The sequence below is a fragment of the Paenarthrobacter sp. RAF54_2 genome (assembly GCF_052113945.1).
Lineage (GTDB): Bacteria > Actinomycetota > Actinomycetes > Actinomycetales > Micrococcaceae > Arthrobacter.
The window spans coordinates 54240-73632 of the sequence record NZ_JBFRDV010000015.1 but is presented as its reverse complement, the minus strand read 5'-3'; the positions used below and the strand labels follow the sequence as shown (position 1 = coordinate 73632).

Here is a 19393-nt window from a genome sequence, read left to right as displayed (position 1 = left end):
TCCGAAACACGTCGAGCGGCCCCACAAGCATTACCTGACAAAGAACCGAGCTATCCAAACACAGAATCCGAGTGGAAAATGAGCATAGGAACTATTCCATCAGGCCACCTTAACGGCCACGGGATGACCACGAAGTTACGGATCGCCGTGGTCGGAGCGGGATATTGGGGCCCGAACCTTGCCAGGAACCTCAAAGCCAGCCCGGATTGGGAACTGGTGGCAATTTGTGATCTTGACGTGGAGCGCGGACTTCGGCTGGCCGAAACTGTAGGCGGCGTCGCTGTCGTCGAGTCCTTGGACGAACTTCTGGACACGTACAACCTGGACGCAGTCGCCGTGGCGACCCCGGCGCACACGCATCACGGAGTCGTGATGACCGCGTTGCGGGCCGGCATGCACGTACTCGTCGAGAAGCCACTCGCGGATAGCCGCGCCAAAGGCTTGGAAATGGTCGAGGAAGCCAAGGCCCGCGGCCTCGTCCTCATGGCAGACCATACCTACTGTTTTACTCCCGCGGTTTTGAAGATCCAGGAGCTCATATCCAGTGGGGCATTGGGCGACATCCTCTATGTCGACTCCGTGCGCATCAACCTCGGACTTGTCCAACCGGACGTCAATGTGTTCTGGGATCTTGCACCCCATGATCTCTCGATCCTGGATTTCGTGCTGCCGGGAGGCCTGCACCCCACCGAGATCTCTGCCCACGGCGCAGATCCGCTGGGTACCGGCCGCGACTGCGTGGGCCACCTAACCTTCGGCCTGCCAAACGACGCCATGGTGCATATCCACGTAAATTGGCTCAGTCCCACCAAAATCCGCCAGATGATCATCGGCGGCTCACAGAGGACGCTCGTCTGGGACGACCTGAACCCGCAACAACGCCTGAGCGTCTACGATCGCGGCGTAAGCCTGGAACAGCAGCCACGGTCTGCCGCCGACAAAAAGAACTCTGCCATCTCCTATCGCCTGGGCGACACCTGGTCTCCGGCGTTGCAGGAGCGCGAACCCTTGGGCCAAGTGGTGGCCGAGCTGGCCGGATCCATCCGGAATCACACGATTCCGCGCACCAGTGGTGAAGCCGGGCTCAGGGTCCTCTCAGTACTGGAAGCCGTCACCCAAAGCCTTGGAACAGACGGTCAGTCAACCACCGTTGCCGGTAACGGGGTCGCTCTCCAGGTTGCGCAGTGAACAAGCTGCCCGGCGCCAACGTCCTGGTCACCGGAGGCGCCGGAACCATCGGATCCACCTTGGTAGATCAACTGCTCGACGCCGGTGCGGCGCACGTGGACGTCCTGGACAACCTCGTCAGGGGGCGCCGGGCCAACCTCAACGATGCCTTGGCTACCGGACTCGTACAGCTGGTGGAAGGTGACCTGCGGGACCGGGACCTGATCCACGACCTCACCAGGGGCAAAGATCTGGTTTTCCATCAGGCTGCGATCCGCATCACCCAATGCGCCGAGGAACCACGGTTGGCTCTTGAGGTCCTGGTGGACGGAACCTTCAACGTGTTCGAAGCCGCCGTTGAGCACAACGTGGAAAAGGTCATCGCTGCGTCAAGCGCCTCGGTCTATGGAATGGCAGAAGAATTCCCCACCACCGAGCGGCACCACCACCACAACAACGACACCTTTTATGGGGCCGCGAAATCGTTCAATGAGGGAATGGCGAGGAGCTTCCGGGCCATGTCCGGCCTGGACTACGTCCTCCTGAGGTACTTCAACGTGTACGGACCCCGCATGGACGTCCACGGCCTCTATACGGAGGTACTTGTCCGATGGATGGAGCGGATAGTCGACGGCGTTCCGCCCCTGATCTTCGGCAGCGGCCACCAGACAATGGACTTCATCCACACCGCCGACGTCGCAAGGGCCAACATCCTCGCAGCCGCAAGCGATGTCCGAGAGGGTGTCTATAACGTGGCCAGCGGCACCGAAACCAGCCTGGCCGAACTCGCGCAAACACTGCTACGGGTCATGCAGTCCCCACTGCACCTTGACCACGGACCCGAACGGGCAGTCAACGGCGTTGCCCGCCGGCTCGCAGACGTCACCTCCGCCAAGCGGGACCTCGGTTTTGAAGCCGCAATAGATCTTGAAGATGGACTCCGCACACTCGTCACATGGTGGCGTCCGCTCCGGGAAGAAATCGCAGCCTCCCGGCAGCTGGCCCGGCCCGAAGCGCCCTCTGTAGGTGCACGATGACCACTTCCGAAACTTCCCTGGCACGCATCGACGTGATGAAACCGTGGCTTGGGGAAGAAGAAGCCCAAGCAGTGGCCGAGGTCATCGCTTCCGGTTGGGTGGCCCAAGGCCCCAAAGTCAAGCAGTTCGAGGAAGCCTTCGCCATGGAGCAACAGGCTGCTTTCGCCGTCGCCGTTTCCAGCTGCACCTCAGCCCTGCATCTGGCACTGGCTGTCGCAGGTGTTGGTCCGGGAGACGACGTCATTGTTCCCTCCTTCTCCTTCATTGCCACGGCAAACGCCCCCAGTTATGTAGGGGCCCGGGTGGTCTTTGCCGACGTCGACGTACTCACAGGTTGTGTCACCGCTGAAACGATTGCCGCCGCGTTGACGCCTGCTACACGGGCCGTCATAGCCGTGGACCAAGGCGGAGTACCCGTGGATCTCGATCCCATCCGTGCCCTATGCGACCCCCTAGGCATCACCGTGGTGGAAGACGCAGCCTGCGGCATCGGTTCCCGCTACCGCGGCCACCCCGTAGGAGCCGGCGCCGAACTGGCGGCTTGGTCCTTCCACCCCCGCAAAATCCTCACCACAGGCGAGGGCGGGATGCTGTCCACGCCGCGGCAGGACCTCGCAGACCGGTCCCGCCGACTCCGCGAACACGCAATGAGCGTCTCAGCCGCGGACCGTCATGCAAGCATCCTTGCCCCCGCCGAGGAATACCTCGAAGTAGGTTTCAACTACCGCATGACTGACCTTCAGGCCGCCGTCGGGATCGTCCAACTCGGCCGCCTGCACCAAGCTGTACAACGCAGGCGCGAACTGGCTGCCAACTACGCACAGGCCTTTGCTGGTATCGAAGGCCTCCGTTTAGTGGACGACCCCGGATACGGAACCGGAAACTTCCAGTCCTGCTGGCTGGAAGTTGGCACGGATTTCCCCCTGGGAAGAGACGCCCTGATGACCCACCTGGCGGAGGACGGAATATCGGCTCGACGCGGCATCATGGCCGCACACCGGCAACCTGCCTACGCCCGGACATCCAAGGGCGCGGTTTCGCTGGCAGCAACTGAATGGCTGACAGACCACACACTGATCCTGCCTCTCTACCACCAACTCACCTTGGGTGACCAGGTCCGGGTCATCGACTCAGTACTTCGCGCGGCAGGACAGCGAAGATGACCGAGCTCCTCCTCATCGCCGCCAGCGGCCTCGCTCGCGAGGTCCTGGCCATGGTCCGCAGCACCGGACAATACGACGTCATCGGAATCCTCGACGATGACGAAGACAAACTCGGACGCGTGGTGGACGGCGCCCACGTACTGGGCCCGATCCGCGATGCCCTGACCTTCCCACACGCCATGCTGCTGATCTGTATTGGATCCGGCCGAGGACGCGAAAGCGTCGTCATGCGGCTTCGCGCCCTGGGCCTCGCAGAGGACCGATATGCGACGGCGATCGACTCATCAGTGCATCCGCCGGAGGGATGCAGGATCGGCCTGGGCAGCATCCTCCTGGCGAACGTCACCATGACAGCCTCCGTCACGGTGGGAAGCCACGTGGTAGCCATGCCCGGCGTCACGCTCACCCACGACGACGTCGTCAGCGACTTCGCCACCCTGGCCGCAGGCGTGTCCCTCGGCGGGAACGTCCACATCGGCCGGGCAGCCTACATCGGCATGAACGCCAGCGTCCGCGAGCGCCGCACTGTCGGCGCCGGCGCAACCATCGGCATGGGAGCGGCCGTCCTTACCGATGTTCCTGACGAGGAAACATGGGCCGGGGTGCCCGCACGCGTTATCCGGCGCGGATTTTCTCCTGAGCTGGAGGATGCCTTGTGACCCTCCCGAGCCCTGTGCCCACTAAATCCAAACCCACACCGTCCAAGGCGTTTGTGATCAGCGTCGTTAATGCTTTCGTCACCCGTCTGGGAACAATCGGTATCGGGATCGCCTTGGCGCGCCTTCTCGGACCGGAGGAATTTGGAACTTACGCGGTGGCGTTCGTTGCGCTTGTAGCGGTGCTGAGCTTCAACGAGCTGGGGGTGAGCCTGGCAATTGTGCGTTGGCCTGGCGACCCGAAGGCCATTGCCGGCACGGTGACGACGATCTCTACTGCCTGCAGCCTGATTCTTTTTGCTGCTTCCTTCGCCTTGGCTCCCTATTTCACCAATGCCATGGGAAATGAAGCGGCAACAGATGTGGTCAGGGCTCTGGCATTTTGCATCGTGCTTAACGGATTGGTAGCAACGCCGGCAGCGCTCCTTCAACGCAACTTCCAACAGGGCCAACGCATGATCATTGATCAGGTCAATGTATGGCTGGGAGCAGCTGTATCCCTGGTTCTTGTCATCATGGGCATGGGAGCCATGAGTCTTGCCATCGGACGGGTGCTGGCCAGTCTGGTTTCCGCCGTTCTCTTCCTGATCTATTCACCGTTACCGTATCGTTTTGGGTTCTCGCGGAGGTCAGCGAAACAGCTGTTGGCATTTGGGTTACCTCTGGCTGGCGCGAGCGCAGTGGTCTTTGCTGTGGGCTACGTTGACCAGCTCATTGCGGGAAGAATGCTCGGCTCTGTTGCTCTGGGTCTCTATGTCATGGCGTTCAATATGGCTGGATGGCCGTCGAGTTTGCTGTCCCAGCCGCTTCGCAGCGTGGCACCGGCGACTTTTGCCCGTTTGCAGGACAAACCCGAAGACATGAGTTCGGCCCTGTTGTCGCTGACCGGGGCGCTTGCAGCAGTCCTCTTGCCATCGTGTGCCGTCATGATGGGTTGTGCAGTCCCACTGGTGACGCTGGTCTATGGAGATGCGTGGGCTCCTGCTGGCGTGGCCCTTATCTGGCTCGCCCCGCTGACTGCCTTTCGCGTGCTGCACGAGTTGATTTACGACTACCTCGTGATTCTGGGATTGTCAGTATCGATCTTCACTGTCCAACTGGTAGCGCTGGGGGCGTTGGTTCCGGCGCTCATAGTCGGCGCCCTCTATGCTGGGATGCCGGGTTTGGCTGCGGCACCTGTTGCCGTGGCTGCTGCAGTGACTTCGCCTATGTACCTGAAGGCAATGCGGCGGGCAAGGGTTCCTCTAAGGGCCATGGCTGTCCGCCTGCTTCGCCCGGCTTGTGTTGCTGCCGGCGCGGGGCTTGCGTCCATGCTGTTGAGCCAGTTCATACGTTCACCCCTTGAAGCTGTTTTGGCATCCACAGGTGTTGGTGTTTTGGCGCTGGCAGCAACCCTGACCCTGGCCCGGCACGATCTTGCCGGTGTCAGGCTGTGGGGCCGGGGCCAGGAGGTGTCTCTGGTATGAGGATCCTTGTTTATCCCCATGACCTCCGCATGGGAGGGAGCCAGTTGAATGCTATTGAGTTGGGCGCCGCCGTTCAGCGCCTGGGCCATGACGTCGTGCTCTTTGGACAGCACGGGCCGCTCGCGCAGAAGGCAGTGGAACTGGGTTTGGAATATGTGGAAGCACCGGCCCCCGGAAAACGACCCTCGCCGGCTGTCATCCACGCATTGGTCCGCACCGTCCGCGAGCGCCGAGTGGATATTCTCCACGGATACGAGTGGCCACCAGCGCTGGAGTGTTTGGTTGCCTCCAAACTGGTCCGCGGCACCACTTCTGTGGCCACGGTGATGTCCATGGCTGTGGCTCCGTTCATACCAAAATCCATGCCGTTGATGGTTGGTACAGAACAAATCCGGCACTGGGAGGCTTCCCGGGGCAGGCGGGACGTGCACGTTATGGAACCACCGGTGGATATTCTCGCCAACCAAGTTTCCGCCACGCCGGGGTTGAGAGCATTCAGGCGTAAGTTCGCCTTGACTGACGGTTTCCTGAATGTTGTGTGCGTTACCCGCCTGGCGCACGAATTGAAGCTGGAGGGCATCATCTGCGCCATGGATGCTGTGCGGATGCTGTCCGTTGAGGGGCCCGTTCGCCTGATCATCGCGGGAACGGGCCCGGCGAGGGCAGAAGTCGCTGCCAGGGCTGCCCTTATCAACGCAGCCACCGGGCGGGACACTGTGACCCTTACAGGTCAACTTTCCGACCCCCGCCCTGCCTATGCCGTTGCTGATGTCGTACTAGGCATGGGTGGCTCAGCGCTGCGGGGTTTGTCCTTTGGAAAGCCCCTTGTGGTGCAAGGCGAGAGAGGCTTTTGGGAACTCTTGACATCGGAGTCACTACCATCGTTTCTGTGGCAAGGGTGGTACGGATTCGGTCCTGGCACAGCCGGAGAAGGACATATCGCTTTGGCCGCTATCCTGAGGCAACTCATGGACGATGATCAGCTTCGTCTCGGCTTGGGGTCCTTTGGCCGGCAAATCGTTGAAGAGCGGTACTCCTTGGACTCTGCGGGGCGACGTCAGGATCTCCTTTACCAGCGTTTCGCGGCTTCCCGCCATGGTCTGACTTCGACCATGGCACCTGAGGTGGCCGCAATGATCCGCTACTGCGGCTATGTGGGGAAGCGACGTGGTCAACGCGTGCTGGGACGGCTGCCCAGGGACGATTTCAATGCCCGTCCTGTCGCTATGACGGCCGCTGCATCGAACCTAGCCGCGGCGGTGAAGGCATGAGCGGCACCATCATGTATATCTCTGGAGCGCAATGGGATGGAGTGCCCGGGACAGACAGGCTGCTGGCGGAGGCGCTGAGCGCCTGCATGAAGGTTATCTGGGTCGATCAACCGGTCTCAGTTGCCAGGGATGGGAACGTGCGTCGTCACGCGGTACGCAGCTTTTGTGGCATGGCTGAGACCGTGGCTCCCACAGTGGGCAGGTTGCGCGTCCCCGCCCTGCCTGGCTTCAGCCGGCCCCTGGTACGACGCTCCACAGAGGCCATCGCCCGGTGGACCCTGCAGTCGGCAGCGAAGAAGGTGGGCGACGGCATTGCAGGAGTGGTGAATACATCGCCCTTGATTCAGTTCCCCCGAGGACTATCCGCGCCCCGGCTTCTTCATCTGACCGATGATTGGCTTGCCTCAGCGAAGCTCATGGGATTATCCCGCCCCCACCTGGAACGGGTCCTTCGCACCAACATGGCTGCGGCCGATGTCGTCACAGCGGTGTCGCCCGGACTGGCACATAAAGCTTCTGAATTCTCAGGCCGGAAGGTGAAGTTCCTGCCAAATGGTTGCAGGCCCCCCGTTCCAGCCGAACCCGGAACTGTCCGCCAACCGGTCGCTGTGTTGATCGGCCAGCTTAATGAACGTTTGGACTTTGCCACCCTTGGTGATCTGGGCAGGACACGACTTCCCATTATCGTCTTGGGTCCGAGGACAGAACGAGAACGGTCCGCCCGGAGGAGCCTTGATGAATTCTTGTCCCGGCCGAATGTTGACTGGCGTGGCGAGGTACCCCCTGAAGAGGTTGCCAGGGTACTGGGTACGGCTGCCCTGGGCCTTACCCCTTACACGGATTCGGAATTTAACCGGTCAAGTTTTCCCCTCAAGACCCTCGAATATCTTGCCTTCGGAATACCTGTGGTCGCCACTGACCTTCCGGCCACGCGGTGGATTAGCTCCGAGTTCGTAAAGATAGCCACGACGTCGCAGGATTTTGTGGAACTTGTGCGATCAGGCCTTGAGACAGTGCTGACGTGTGAGCAGCAACGGGGAATCCAAGCCTCAGCACAGGAGCACACATGGGATGTAAGGGCAGAAAGCCTGCTTTCCCTTTTGGGTGTGCAACAAACCACGGAGCGGGTCAGTCAACGCGCTCCCCGTCATATTGGGAGCACATGATGCAGCTGCGAACTGTTCTAACGAGTGTTGTCCGGCGCTGGTATCTGGTGGTTGCAGGCATCCTCGTTACGGGGCTGCTGTGCATGGCCATCCAAACCACGGCCCCGGAAAAATACAAGTCCCAAGCAAGCCTGGTCCTCATGCCGTCGAGCCAAAGCATCGGCGAGGCCGGGAATCCTTACCTCTATTTGGGCGGAATGAGCGAGGCCCTTGACATCCTGATCCGCAAAATCACGTCGCAGCCTGTGAAGGAACGGCTTCTGGCCAACTTCGGATCCGCCACCTACATCGCCGAGCCCGACCGCGGCACCAGTGGCGCGATTCTGATCATTACTGCCACTGCGGACAACCCCGAAGAGACCATGGCACTGCTGAAGGCGGTGATGGACGAAACTCCCCGCTCACTCAACGAAATGCAGGAAACCCTGAACGTCGCGGTGCCGGCCAGGATCACCACGATGAGTCTTCTCGTGGACCGGCAAGCCGTTCCCGAGGTGAAGGCCCGCACGCAGTTGGTCCTCATTGCCGGGGCTGGGGGGCTGGCACTCACATTGCTCCTGTCTGTCCTGGTGGACGGACTCCTGATGACCAAGGCCCGCAAGAAGCAAGCAGCAAGGAAAGATACCTTGCCGGAGGGCGACGCTTCTCCCTTTGAGGGCCGTGACACCGCCGAACATGCCACTGTCCACAGCCCGACGATGCTGGCAAAAGAGGCCGTGACCGCCCCCTCCGAGATCCGCCCCGGGGGATCCCGGAGCAGGCACACTTCCCACGACGCCAAGGAAACCGATGAAGAGATCCATGGCGTCCTGCCACTGTCCTCCGGGTCAAGCTAGCCATGACTGCGTCAACTTTCCTGGGGATACTTCTGCGCCGATGGTACATTGTGGCCTTCGGACTGGCGGTAGGCCTGGCTGCCCTTGGCGCGATCCGTTCCTCGGAGCCCGTCTTTTGGACCGAAGCTGACGTCACTTTCCTGGCCCCCGAACGCGAACCGGCCTACTGGATCTCGGGTGGCAGCGCCATGACCTTGACTGAATTCGCCGACATGGTCAAGCGCCGTGTCAACCAGGAAGCTCCGTCGGTGGACCTGGCCCTGACCAGGGGGACCCTATATGGCGCCGGCGTTCAACAGGGGTTCTCAGTGACACTCCCCGCCAGCGGTGGTCAATGGAACAAGACCTTCAGCCAACCCGTGCTCAAAGTTCAGGTGGTGGACACGAGCGCCGAAAGGGTGAACCAGGTTCTGGCAGGCATTCTTGACCGTATCAACGACGCAACGATCCAACTGCAGAACGAGGCATCCGTAAAGGCCGACCGTATATCCACGCAGACCACGCCGTCAAAAGCCGAGGTCATCTTCGGCGGCGGAACCCCCGTGACCCGCATGAAGGGCGCTGTAGCGTGGGCAGGGCTGTCTTTGGCCCTAACATCAGTAGCAACCCTTTACGCTGATCGCGTTTTGGTGCGACGGAAGCGTAACCGGATCAAACCCGCAGGGAAGCACAACCGGATCACGCCAGTAGAGGGGACAGTCCATGCATCCCTCCTATGAGAACACCAAGGATCCCGGCATCCTCAGCACCGCGAACCCCCCGGAGCGCAGGGACGTTTCCTGGTTTGTCATCGTTTACTTGGTGGCTACGTGCTTTATTCCGTCAAATCTGACCATTACAGCCTTGGGTTCCGTAGGCCGGCCAACCACGCTGTGCGGACTCCTGGCCCTGGCTTGGTGGCTGCTTTATCAGTTGCAACGGACCACGCCAACGCGCGCAGGCGTCCAAACAGTCCGTACCGCCATGGTGGTCTTTCTCGCCGCCGCCTTGACCAGCTATTCATTGGCAATGCTGCACGGTGTTCCTGATCCGGAGGCCAGCCCCGCAGACAGCGGCCTCATCCGTTTGGCCAGCTGGGCCGGCATCTTCCTTCTCATCAATGACGGACTGGCCAGCCGCCAAACACTGATCAAAGTGCTGCGAAGCCTCGTCATGGTCGGGACAGCGACTGCTGTCCTGGGATTGATGCAATTCGCCACCGGATCATCCCTTGTGGACTGGATCAGCATTCCAGGCTTCAGCGCCGCCTCGGAATTGACCGGCGTGCAATCCAGGGGCGGATTCATTCGTGCGGCCGGAATGGCCAGCCACCCCTTGGAGTACGGAGTGGTGCTCGCTGCCTCCCTTCCCATCGCCATAGCGCTCGCCGTTACTGACCGGGCCAAAGGCTGGATCCTGCGATGGCTGCCCGTGGCGGCCATCTCTGCAGCAGCTGTGCTATCCGTCTCACGCTCGGCACTGATGGCGTTCGGCGTCGCTGTGCTTGCCCTGATACCGTCCTGGCCCAAGAAGGTTCGGCGTGGTGCGCTGCTGCTCGGCATCGTGCTCGCGGCGGGAATGTATCTGGTGACTCCCGGGATGCTTGGCACCCTCCGCGGGCTTTTCACGGTGGGCACCGCAGACCCGAGCATCAGTTCGAGGACCAGCGCATACGCAACAGCTTTTGGCATGCTGGCAAACAACCCCGTCGTCGGACGTGGGTTCGGGACGTTCCTCCCGGACTACGTCATCGTGGACAATCAATTCCTCGGCATTCTGGTGGAACTGGGATTCGCTGGATTGGCAGCATTCACAGGGCTGATTCTTTGTGCCATCGTTGGCGCCTGGCGTGCACGGAAGCTGTCGACCGATGCACAAATGCGCCAGATCAGTCAGGCCGTTCTCGCCTCAATAACCGCGATCGCCGTGACATTCGCGTTCTTTGACGGACTGTCGTTCCCCATGGCAGCCAGCCTCTTGTTCTTCATGCTGGGAATCGCTGGTGCACTGTGGCGCTTGGCACGACAAAGCACCGGCGACGGAGCGACGCGGCCGCTCGATGGCAGGCCAGAAAGGCGCTAGCCATGAAGCGGAGAACAATCGCCAGGTTCGGCGCCCTTGCCGCGTTGTGCCTTCTGGCGACAACCGCGATGGTCAGCGGCGCGCCTATCCCAGGCCCGATCACTGCACCCGCTCCCAGCATCCAAACGCCGCACAGCACCTCGACCCCTATGCCTGGAATTGATGTTCGCGATGTCGACGGCGGCCTTGACTTCTACTCGCCATTCACGAATGCCTTACCCACGGAACCACATTTCTTCCCAGTCGGCGTTTGGTTCGAAAGCGCTTTGGAAAAGGACTACGTGGCAAAGGACCGCGCTGAGGGACTGAACACCTACGTTGTCTTAACCACAGATTCCGACCTCGACCTCGTCCGGGCTTCCGGAATGTACGCAATTCCGACGTTCGCAGCAGCCCAGGCATCAGGCTATGCCTTAGGCGACGAAGTGGACATGTGGGCTGGTGCAGGAGACGCTCCATGGACCGGTAAGTACCCGGGCGAAGGACCTATTTGCGTCCCGGAACAATCCAAATGCGGCTACACAGTCCAGAACCAGTTACGCGCCGCCGCACCACCAGGATCAATGATCTACGCGAACTATGGCAAAGGGATAACGTTCTGGCTCTCCGACGAACAATCACGGGCTTTCATCAACGGAACCCAGAATCTCGTATCAGCGGACACCTACTGGTTCACTGACCCCAACATCTGCGCCAAAACAGAGGGCGGGGCAATCAACGGCTCGACGAACGACCTGACGGAATCCGAATGCCGACTGGCAGCAAACTATGGGTGGACAGTTGAACGCATCCGAAAACTCACTGGGGGGAAAGCACCCGTCTGGGCTTTCGTAGAAGTCGGACATCCCTTTGAGGACTCGCCGCAGGCGACAACCATCAGCGGACCGCAAATTCGAGCAGCAGTCTGGAGCAGCCTCATCCACGGAGCCCGCGGGATCATCTACTTCAACCACAGTTTCGGCGGAGACTGCGTGACCCAGCATGTGCTGCGTGACTGCCCGGGCGAAGCACAATCCACAGTGACTGCCGTCAATAAGCAAATCCACGACCTCGCACCCATCCTCAATGCACCCTTTCTCGACGGCGCCACCACAGCCAGCGGCCCCGTGGACCTCGCCACTAAACTCCACAACAGCAAGCTCTATATCTTTGCCGGAGCGAACAAGAACACCGGCGGAGCAGCAACTTTCGCGGTGAAATGCGGCGGCAGCACCGCCGTCGTCATCGACGAAAACCGCACCATCCCCATGGTGAAGGGAACCTTCACCGATACCTTCGCCGACGGCAACGCGGTCCACCTTTACAGCATTGAAGGCGGCGGCAGTTGCGGCTTCTGACTAACGGCTGGTCTCGTCCCGCTCCCAGGCAGTCACCATATTGCCGGAGGACAGCGGACGACGGCGGCCCGCACCAGCGAACACGACGTAGACCGCGGCATCAAAAGCACTCAGCGGCCCCCTGACGGAGGCGATCAACTCACGTATGGTCCGCACAGCGGAAGCACCTCCGGACATGCGATCCTGCTGCGCGTTTCCCCGGTACGTACGCCTCAGGACAGACAACAATGCGGCACACGTCCGCGGCGTCCGGACAACCACAGGCTCGGTGGGCAGGACCGCCTTCTCCCGGGCAGAGAACAGCCGGTCCACATAGTAGTCATCACCTGTAAGGGCAGGAAACGTACCCAGCCGCTCATGCCCTGAATAGCTCAGCGCATACGCACCGGCACCCCAAAGCCTCTGGGCGTTACCCGGGATGCGGCTACGGGCGCGGTAGTAGGCCCTGACCAGCGCCGAAGCGCCTCGGGTGTCATATCGAAAGGCAGGACGGGCAGCCAGCAACCCGGTATTCTCCAGCGCCGCAAAGACCACACGCAGCGCCGAAGCAGGGACCTCAATATCGGCGTCCAAATACAGCCGCGGCCAACGCAGCGTCGCCTGGTCGGCAGCGTTCAACGCCTCGGTCTTGGACGCCTCAGTCACGTGAAGGACGCGGACACCTTCACACCTGGACGCAATAGCCTCTGTGGCGTCCACGCACCCATTACAGGCCACCACAACATCAACAGTGCCCCACGCAATGACCTCCCTCAACGCATCAAGCGTTCTGCCGATAACACGGGCCTCGTTATGCGCCGGGATAATGACTGCACCGGAGGGATGTGAAGCAGCAGTCATGGCATAACTGTGGTCGAGGTCCGAGTAGCGTGGGGGAGCGAGTCCCAACGCCGTTGACTTAGCACCGCCCACGCCGCAACCCGATGCCCGGGCTTATTCAAGCGGGCAACTTCCGCGGCCAGGACCACACCCCGGAAAGCCAGCGCCCGGCCACGCCCAAGATACTTAGCTGCATAGCGAACCCGATTGACGGACATCAACGCAGTCAGCTGCGGCGACGTGCCCGACCCCCCACCTTCGTGCCACATCCGGGCCGCGGGCTCAAACCAGATGGAAAAACCCGCATCTCTCACCCGGTGGCAATAATCCGTTTCTTCCGAATACAGAAAGAACTGCTCGTCCCAGGCACCCACCGCCGTCGCTGCCCCCGCACTGATTAGGAGAGCCGCACCCGTAGCCCAATCAACGCGATGCCCGTGCAGGTAACTCTCCGGATCAAAGTCCATCTCCGACAACCATCCAGGCCTGGCCTTCACATGACTGCCCAACGCAGCGTCACCCAGCGCTCGCAGGACGCCCGGCTCACGACGCAACGAAGGGTAGATACTGCCGTCATCGTCCAGCAGGACCGGCACCACCATGCCCGCCCCTTGCTCATTCATCCGCTTGAGCATGGCGGCGACTGCGCCTGGTTCGACGCGCAGGTCTGGATTTAGGACGAGGTAGCTTCCGGCGTCGCCGGCCGCCGACACCGCCGCGTTGATACCGCCGGCATAGCCGAGGTTTCCACCTGTTCGAACTGCTGTGACGTCGGGATGGTGCGAAAGTTGAAGGAGGGTGCTTTCATCAGGGGAGTTATCTGCCACGACCACTTTGATCGATTGATTCGTCGCTTCCTTCCGCAGGCCCGCGACAAGCGGCCCGACGTCGTCCGCATTATTGTAGGTGACAACAATCACAGCGACGTCGGCCCTGTCGGTCACCGGCACAAACGATCCCGGAGCCCGGCTGGGCACGGGCCCCGGGACGGACCTTGCAGCGATGGATGGCCGGGCGGCCTCCGTAGTGCTCGCCTCAATGTCACGACTGCTGGCCGTGCGCAATTTCACGTAGGCCTCCGGTCCTTCCACCAAGTACCGGCGGGCCAACCGGCGCGGTTCCAACATCAGGCGCCACGCCCATTCAAGACTGTGCGAGCTCACCCAGGAAGGCGCACGGCGAATATGTCCGGCCAGGAAGTCCACAACCGCCCCAAAGGCCAGGAGGACCTTGGCCCCGGTCAAATGGCCGTACTCGGATATCCATAGTTCCTGGCGGGGTTTGCCCAGACCGACAACAAGGATGTCAGGTGTTGTCTCCGAAATATGGGCTGCGAGCTGGCGGGAAGCCGTGTCGTCCCCAAGCGTTGGCCGGCCAGGCGCCCACCATCCGGCGACCTCCAGCTCCGGGCGCTCAACAGCGAATCTCGTCCGGATGAGCTGTTGCGTCTCCTCTGAGCCGCCCAGGAAGCCAACCCTCAGGCCCCGTTGCGAGGCCGAATCCAGCAGGTGCTCGATCAGGTCGCTGCCAGCAAGCCTGGGCCACGCCCTGGCCGTGAGGCGACGGGCTTGCGTCGCCAAGGGTGCACCGTCAATCAAGGTCAGCCACTGAATGGACGCTGGCTGGTCCAGCGTGCCCATCCACCGGCTTCCTGCGCCGAAATGGCGGATGTGGTCAAGATTTGCTGAGCATACGCCCATGGGGGTGGCCTCAGCGGAGGCTGCGCGATCCACAATTTCCTGCAGTGCATCATTGAGCTGCGTCAGTTTCACGGGGACCCCACCCAGGCAAACCCAGGTCCCTTCAGCGGTGCCCGGCCCAGCGTCAATCTCGCCCGTGGGAGGCTGAAAAAGGAGACGGCCGCCGTTAAGTCTGCCGAACGGGCGGAGGCGGGGAACTGTCAGGTGCGCAACGTCACCGACGGACGTAATTTTCGGTAGCAGCATTTTCGGCTCCAGGCTCGGGTCCAGCTCACGGCACAACCATGTGGCCCACGATCCGAGGCTGCTGCACGGCTTGGATCGTGGTCGGCGGACAGCTGCCGCCTCACAACATGTTCACTTGAGGTGTCTCCCGGCCCCTGGAGGCTGCCGGTAGGGCTACTTTAGGCCGTTTCGCCGGACTCCGCTAGGGGCTCCCTTGCCTCAAGGTACTCAGCCAAACGCTCTGTGGCGTTGGGAGGAGCAAACCCTGCGTCCGTAATCTTGGACAGGTCCAGGACGCTGCTGCGGGGGCGCGGAGCAGTTCCTGGTCCCGAATAGTCCAAAGTGCTGATGGACCCAACCCGAGTGGGATCGGAGCCGCAATGCCGGAAGACCTCCCTGGCTATGTCCGCCCAGGATTGCGGTTCCCCGCTATTGCTGAAGTTATAGGTGCCATAGGGCGCACCACTCTGCAGTAGGTGCCGGATACAGGCTGCAATGTCCTCGGCGAAGCTAAGCCGTCCCCACTGGTCATCGACGACGGCCGGTGACGCGCCTTGGGCGGCCAGCCTGGCCATGGTTCGAACGAAGTTGCGGCCCTCGCCCACTACCCAACTGCTCCGCACAATGTAGTGCCGCGGTACCGCAGCAACGGCAGCGTCTCCGGCGGCTTTGCTCTGGCCATAGACACCGACGGGAGCGGGTGCCTCGTCCTCCCGATGAACGGCGGCCGTACCGTCGAACACGTAGTCGCTGGACACATGCACAAGCGTCAGTGAATGTTCGACGGCGACCCTCGCCAAGCGCGATACGGCAAGTGCGTTGATGCGCCATGCTGCCCGACGACCGTCGTCGGTTTCGGCGGCGTCGACTCCGGTGAAGGCGGCCGCGTTGATGACCGTGGAGTACTTACGCCAATTAGTAGCAAGGTAGGCGTCTTCGTTGGTGATATCGAACTGTGCCCTGCCTGCGAAATCAACTGTGGCGTCGCCTTCGAACTCGCGCCTGAGGGCGGTCCCTAGTTGACCGCCGGCCCCGAGGATCAGCGTACGCCGCGCCTGCATGGGCGCCACGTCGCCCAACCGTGGATGGGTCCGGTCCTGGTCAGACACCACGGCCCGCTCCAGCGGGATGGGCCAAGGCAAAGCGACGTCTTCGTCGGCAAGGTTGAGGAACGTGTAGTCGGCCTGCGCCGCGGCGCTCCAATGATCGTTGACCAGGTAGGTGTAGGCGGTATTGTCTTCGAGGGTCTGGAAGGCGTTGCCCACCCCGCGGGGAACAAAGATGGCTTCCCTGGGGGACATCTCTGTGTGGAAGACCTTACCGAAAGTCGGGCCCTCACGAAGGTCCACCCAGGCACCAAAAATCCGCCCCGATGCGAGCGAAATAAACTTGTCCCATGGTTCGGCGTGGATACCGCGGGTTGTTCCACGGAGGGCGTTGAAGGAGATGTTGTTCTGCACAGGCCCAAAATCCGGGAGTCCCAAGGCCGCCATCTTTTCGCGGTGCCAGTTCTCCTTGAACCAGCCACGGTTGTCGCCATGGACCGGGAGATCGAAAAGGACCAGTCCGGGGATCGGCGTGGGTCTGGATCTTAGCTGGTCTGCCGGTTCCATGAGGCTAATGGCCCTGTTCGGCGTACTTGTTTTCGGTCACGGCTTTTTGGGGTCGCCACCAGTCCTCGTTCTCCACGTACCAGCGCAAGGTGTCGGCCAGCCCCGCGTTGAAATCCTTGTAGCGGGGGGCCCACCCAAGTTCCGTCCTCAATTTGCTGGAGTCGATCGCATACCGCAGATCGTGGCCCGGCCGGTCCGTCACGAGATCGTAGGCATCCGGCGACTGGCCATCCATGGAAAGCAGCAATTCCACCACTTCCCGATTGGAATGTTCACCGTCAGCCCCGACCAAGTACGTTTCACCGATCCGTCCCCGCTCCAGAATCGCGAGGACAGCCGATGAGTGGTCTTCAACATGGATCCAGTCCCGCACGTTCCTGCCCTCGCCGTAAAGACGCGGACGGGTCTGGTCCAGAATATTTGTGATCTGCCGGGGGATGAACTTCTCCACATGCTGGAACGGCCCGTAATTGTTCGAACAATTACTGATGGTTGCCTGCAGCCCGAAGGAACGGATCCATGCCCGCACCAACATGTCCGATCCCGCTTTTGTGGCTGAGTAGGGGCTGGTGGGCCGGTACACAGAGCCCTCCGTGAACCGGTCCGGATCGTCCAGTGCGAGGTCGCCGTAGACCTCGTCCGTGGAAATGTGATGGAACCGCGTGCCGTAACGGCGTGCTGCCTCGATCAGGGTGAATGTCCCTACCAGATTGGTATCGATAAACGGCCTGGGATCTTCGAGCGAGTTGTCGTTATGCGATTCAGCGGCGAAATGGACCACGGCGTCCGTATCGGCCACCAGCGTGTCCACCAGTGCGGCATCACAGATATCTCCCCGGACGAAGTCCAGGCGACCAGCCGGCAATCCGGCCAAAGACTCTTCGTTGCCGGCGTAGGTGAGTTTGTCCAGGACCGTGACATGGAGCACAGTGTGCTCCATGATGTAGTGGACAAAGTTGCATCCAATGAATCCGGCCCCGCCGGTGACAAGGATTCTCTGCATGGCCATAGCGTAGCCGTCAATTACGGCTAAGTGCAGCGGGAGGGACAGCAAATATGCGCGGGATAATTCTTGCCGGCGGCACAGGTTCCAGGCTTCATCCCATTACGCTTGGCATCAGTAAGCAATTGGTCCCGGTCTTCGACAAACCAATGATTTACTACCCCCTGTGCACGCTGATGCTGGCTGGAATCCGTGACATCCTGATCATCACCACACCGGCTGATGCCCCTCAGTTCGAGAATCTCCTGGGGGATGGATCCCAATTTGGGATAAACCTCAGCTATGCACAGCAGCCGACACCGGATGGCCTGGCCCAGGCATTCATCCTGGGGGAGCAGCACATTGGCAATGGCAAAGTAGCGCTCATCCTGGGGGATAACATCTTCAACGGTCCCGGAATGGGTAACCAATTCCGCAAGTACGCCGACGTCGAAGGCGGCGCCATATTTGGTTACTGGGTCAAGGACCCGAGTGCTTACGGCGTCGTGGAATTCGATGACGATGGTCTGGCCGTCTCCATCGAAGAAAAGCCCACTGTCCCGAAGAGCAACTATGCGGTCCCGGGCCTGTACTTCTACGACAACGACGTCGTCGCCATGGCAAAAAACCTCAAACCTTCCCCTCGAGGGGAGCTGGAGATCACGGATATCAACCGGCAGTACATGGAGCTCGGCAGGCTCCACGTACAGAAATTCCCCCGCGGGACCGCCTGGCTGGATACGGGAACCTTCGGCGACCTCAACGATGCTTCAAACTATGTCCGCACCACCGAGAACCGGCAGGGCCTGAAGATCGGAGCGCCGGAGGAGGTTGCATGGCGAATGGGATACCTGAACGACGAAGAACTCCGCCAGCAGGCTTCCAAGCTCGCCAAGAGTGGCTACGGCAGCTACTTGTTGGACATCCTCGACCGCCAGTAAGGAACTCGCGGGCTATGCCGCCGAGACGTCTTCCAGGGCACGCGCAATCTCGGCCGGGAGAACCGTCAACTTGGCATCCAGCAATTCCTTGAGCTGGACGGCGTTCCGGGCTCCCACTATCGCCGTGGCAACGCCGGGGCGCGAAAGCAACCAGCTGAGCGACACGTCCAGGGGCGATCGTCCCAAACCCCTGGCGGCCATGGCTACGGCCTCCACCACCCGTGATGCCTTCGGTTCAAGGTATGGCTCAACATACGCAGCCAGGCGGCTCTGCGCGGCACGGGAATCCGCAGGAATTTGTCCCCGGTACTTTCCGCTCAAGACACCACGACCCAGGGGAGCCCAGGCCATGAGTCCGAGGCCGGCATCTTCCACGGCGGGAATGAGCTCGTCCTCCGGTTTGCGCTGTACCAAGGAGTATTCGGATTGGTTGGCTACCAACGTGAAACCTGCGACTGCCGCCGCTTTGGCCGTCTGCCACCCGTTGTAATTGGAAATTCCCACATAGCGGGCACGTCCTGACCTCTGCGCGAGCTCCAACGCTGACAGAGTCTCGTCCAAGGGAACATTCGGGTCCCACTCCTGAACGAACCAGATATCGAGGTAATCCGTTCCAAGCCTTGCCAGGCTGGCGTCCAACGCCGCGAGCAGGGCACCGCGTGATGCGTTGATGCTGCGCCTGGATTCCGACGACGAGACGCCGGCTTTGGTTGAGATCACGACTTCCGAGCGAGCCACGACATCACCCAACATGGAGCCCAGCATCGCCTCAGCCTGCCCCTGGGCATACGATGCAGCGGTGTCGATGACGGTGCCACCTGCGTGCACAAAAGCGTGGAGCAACTCCGCGGCGTCCTGCTCATCCGTCTCCTGCGCCCAGGACATTGTTCCGAGGGACAAAGAGGAGACACGGAACCCGCTGTTCCCGACATAACGCTGCTGCATGCTGATAG

At 61.2% G+C, this 19393-nt stretch carries 17 protein-coding genes; 12 read left to right on the top strand and 5 right to left on the bottom strand.

What is annotated here, in order from left to right:
* Nucleotides 1-78: 78 nt before the first annotated feature.
* From AB4Y87_RS16205 to AB4Y87_RS16155, 11 genes are all read left to right on the top strand, one after another.
* Nucleotides 79-1188, top strand: a complete 1110-nt coding sequence (locus AB4Y87_RS16205) for a Gfo/Idh/MocA family protein (protein ID WP_442005341.1) — start codon at nt 79-81, stop codon at nt 1186-1188.
* On the top strand, nt 1185-2204 hold the full coding sequence (locus tag AB4Y87_RS16200; protein ID WP_442005340.1) for an NAD-dependent epimerase/dehydratase family protein: 1020 nt from the start codon (nt 1185-1187) through the stop codon (nt 2202-2204). Before AB4Y87_RS16205 ends, AB4Y87_RS16200 begins: the two co-directional genes overlap by 4 nt.
* The gene (locus tag AB4Y87_RS16195; RefSeq protein WP_442005339.1) at nt 2201-3367 is read left to right on the top strand and encodes a DegT/DnrJ/EryC1/StrS family aminotransferase; all 1167 of its coding nucleotides are present in this window, start codon (nt 2201-2203) and stop codon (nt 3365-3367) included. The genes AB4Y87_RS16200 and AB4Y87_RS16195 overlap by 4 nt, the downstream gene beginning before the upstream one ends.
* The gene (locus AB4Y87_RS16190; RefSeq protein WP_442005338.1) at nt 3364-4026 is read left to right on the top strand and encodes an acetyltransferase; all 663 of its coding nucleotides are present in this window, start codon (nt 3364-3366) and stop codon (nt 4024-4026) included. The genes AB4Y87_RS16195 and AB4Y87_RS16190 overlap by 4 nt, the downstream gene beginning before the upstream one ends.
* Entirely contained in the window at nt 4023-5489 is a 1467-nt protein-coding gene (locus AB4Y87_RS16185) for an oligosaccharide flippase family protein (RefSeq protein ID WP_442005337.1), read from the top strand. Before AB4Y87_RS16190 ends, AB4Y87_RS16185 begins: the two co-directional genes overlap by 4 nt.
* Nucleotides 5486-6760 carry a glycosyltransferase family 4 protein gene (locus AB4Y87_RS16180; RefSeq protein ID WP_442005336.1) on the top strand — a complete coding sequence of 425 codons (1275 nt, stop codon included), beginning with the start codon at nt 5486-5488 and terminating at the stop codon, nt 6758-6760. Before AB4Y87_RS16185 ends, AB4Y87_RS16180 begins: the two co-directional genes overlap by 4 nt.
* 170 nt (nt 6761-6930) lie before the next feature.
* Nucleotides 6931-7926: a glycosyltransferase gene (locus AB4Y87_RS16175; RefSeq protein ID WP_442005335.1), complete on the top strand. Its 996-nt coding sequence runs from the start codon at nt 6931-6933 to the stop codon at nt 7924-7926.
* Complete coding sequence (locus tag AB4Y87_RS16170) at nt 7923-8762, top strand: hypothetical protein (protein ID WP_442005334.1); 840 nt, start codon at nt 7923-7925, stop codon at nt 8760-8762. Before AB4Y87_RS16175 ends, AB4Y87_RS16170 begins: the two co-directional genes overlap by 4 nt.
* A 2-nt stretch (nt 8763-8764) precedes the next feature.
* Nucleotides 8765-9481: a hypothetical protein gene (locus AB4Y87_RS16165; RefSeq protein ID WP_442005333.1), complete on the top strand. Its 717-nt coding sequence runs from the start codon at nt 8765-8767 to the stop codon at nt 9479-9481.
* Nucleotides 9465-10823, top strand: a complete 1359-nt coding sequence (locus tag AB4Y87_RS16160; protein WP_442005332.1) for an O-antigen ligase family protein — start codon at nt 9465-9467, stop codon at nt 10821-10823. The genes AB4Y87_RS16165 and AB4Y87_RS16160 overlap by 17 nt, the downstream gene beginning before the upstream one ends.
* Nucleotides 10824-10825: 2 nt before the next feature.
* Nucleotides 10826-12160, top strand: coding sequence for a hypothetical protein (locus tag AB4Y87_RS16155; protein WP_442005331.1), 1335 nt, complete (start codon nt 10826-10828; stop codon nt 12158-12160).
* Here AB4Y87_RS16155 and AB4Y87_RS16150 read toward each other — a convergent pair whose 3' ends face one another.
* The 4 genes from AB4Y87_RS16150 to rfbB form a co-directional block, all read right to left on the bottom strand.
* A complete protein-coding gene (locus tag AB4Y87_RS16150) occupies nt 12161-13000 on the bottom strand; it encodes a glycosyltransferase (protein WP_442005330.1) in 840 nt (279 codons plus the stop codon). It abuts the gene before it with no gap.
* The gene (locus AB4Y87_RS16145; RefSeq protein ID WP_442005329.1) at nt 12997-14925 is read right to left on the bottom strand and encodes a WecB/TagA/CpsF family glycosyltransferase; all 1929 of its coding nucleotides are present in this window, start codon (nt 14923-14925) and stop codon (nt 12997-12999) included. Before AB4Y87_RS16145 ends, AB4Y87_RS16150 begins: the two co-directional genes overlap by 4 nt.
* Nucleotides 14926-15083: 158 nt before the next feature.
* Nucleotides 15084-16517 (bottom strand): sugar nucleotide-binding protein, encoded by a 1434-nt coding sequence (locus AB4Y87_RS16140; protein ID WP_442005328.1) that lies wholly within the window; start codon nt 16515-16517, stop codon nt 15084-15086.
* A 4-nt stretch (nt 16518-16521) separates the two neighbouring features.
* Nucleotides 16522-17520 carry a dTDP-glucose 4,6-dehydratase gene (gene rfbB, locus AB4Y87_RS16135; protein ID WP_442005327.1) on the bottom strand — a complete coding sequence of 333 codons (999 nt, stop codon included), beginning with the start codon at nt 17518-17520 and terminating at the stop codon, nt 16522-16524.
* A 53-nt stretch (nt 17521-17573) separates the two neighbouring features.
* On the opposite strand from rfbB, the gene rfbA reads away from it, so the two are divergent.
* The gene (gene rfbA / locus AB4Y87_RS16130) at nt 17574-18440 is read left to right on the top strand and encodes a glucose-1-phosphate thymidylyltransferase RfbA (protein ID WP_442005326.1); all 867 of its coding nucleotides are present in this window, start codon (nt 17574-17576) and stop codon (nt 18438-18440) included.
* A 12-nt stretch (nt 18441-18452) separates the two neighbouring features.
* Here the strand turns inward: rfbA and AB4Y87_RS16125 are convergent, their stop codons facing one another.
* Nucleotides 18453-19385: an aldo/keto reductase gene (locus tag AB4Y87_RS16125; protein WP_442005325.1), complete on the bottom strand. Its 933-nt coding sequence runs from the start codon at nt 19383-19385 to the stop codon at nt 18453-18455.
* Nucleotides 19386-19393: the final 8 nt, after the last annotated feature.

Bases quoted from the DNA above. Each gene is read 5' to 3' on its own strand.
- AB4Y87_RS16205 (WP_442005341.1), top strand. From the start codon at position 79: ATGAGCATAGGAACTATTCCATCAGGCCACCTTAACGGCCACGGGATG.
- AB4Y87_RS16195 (WP_442005339.1), top strand. From the start codon at position 2,201: ATGACCACTTCCGAAACTTCCCTGGCACGCATCGACGTGATGAAACCG.
- AB4Y87_RS16190 (WP_442005338.1), top strand. From the start codon at position 3,364: ATGACCGAGCTCCTCCTCATCGCCGCCAGCGGCCTCGCTCGCGAGGTC.
- AB4Y87_RS16180 (WP_442005336.1), top strand. From the start codon at position 5,486: ATGAGGATCCTTGTTTATCCCCATGACCTCCGCATGGGAGGGAGCCAG.
- AB4Y87_RS16175 (WP_442005335.1), top strand. From the start codon at position 6,931: ATGGCTGAGACCGTGGCTCCCACAGTGGGCAGGTTGCGCGTCCCCGCC.
- AB4Y87_RS16170 (WP_442005334.1), top strand. From the start codon at position 7,923: ATGATGCAGCTGCGAACTGTTCTAACGAGTGTTGTCCGGCGCTGGTAT.
- AB4Y87_RS16165 (WP_442005333.1), top strand. From the start codon at position 8,765: ATGACTGCGTCAACTTTCCTGGGGATACTTCTGCGCCGATGGTACATT.
- AB4Y87_RS16160 (WP_442005332.1), top strand. From the start codon at position 9,465: ATGCATCCCTCCTATGAGAACACCAAGGATCCCGGCATCCTCAGCACC.
- AB4Y87_RS16155 (WP_442005331.1), top strand. From the start codon at position 10,826: ATGAAGCGGAGAACAATCGCCAGGTTCGGCGCCCTTGCCGCGTTGTGC.
- AB4Y87_RS16150 (WP_442005330.1), bottom strand. From the start codon at position 13,000: ATGACTGCTGCTTCACATCCCTCCGGTGCAGTCATTATCCCGGCGCAT.
- AB4Y87_RS16145 (WP_442005329.1), bottom strand. From the start codon at position 14,925: ATGCTGCTACCGAAAATTACGTCCGTCGGTGACGTTGCGCACCTGACA.
- AB4Y87_RS16140 (WP_442005328.1), bottom strand. From the start codon at position 16,517: ATGGAACCGGCAGACCAGCTAAGATCCAGACCCACGCCGATCCCCGGA.
- rfbB (WP_442005327.1), bottom strand. From the start codon at position 17,520: ATGCAGAGAATCCTTGTCACCGGCGGGGCCGGATTCATTGGATGCAAC.
- rfbA (WP_442005326.1), top strand. From the start codon at position 17,574: ATGCGCGGGATAATTCTTGCCGGCGGCACAGGTTCCAGGCTTCATCCC.
- AB4Y87_RS16125 (WP_442005325.1), bottom strand. From the start codon at position 19,385: ATGCAGCAGCGTTATGTCGGGAACAGCGGGTTCCGTGTCTCCTCTTTG.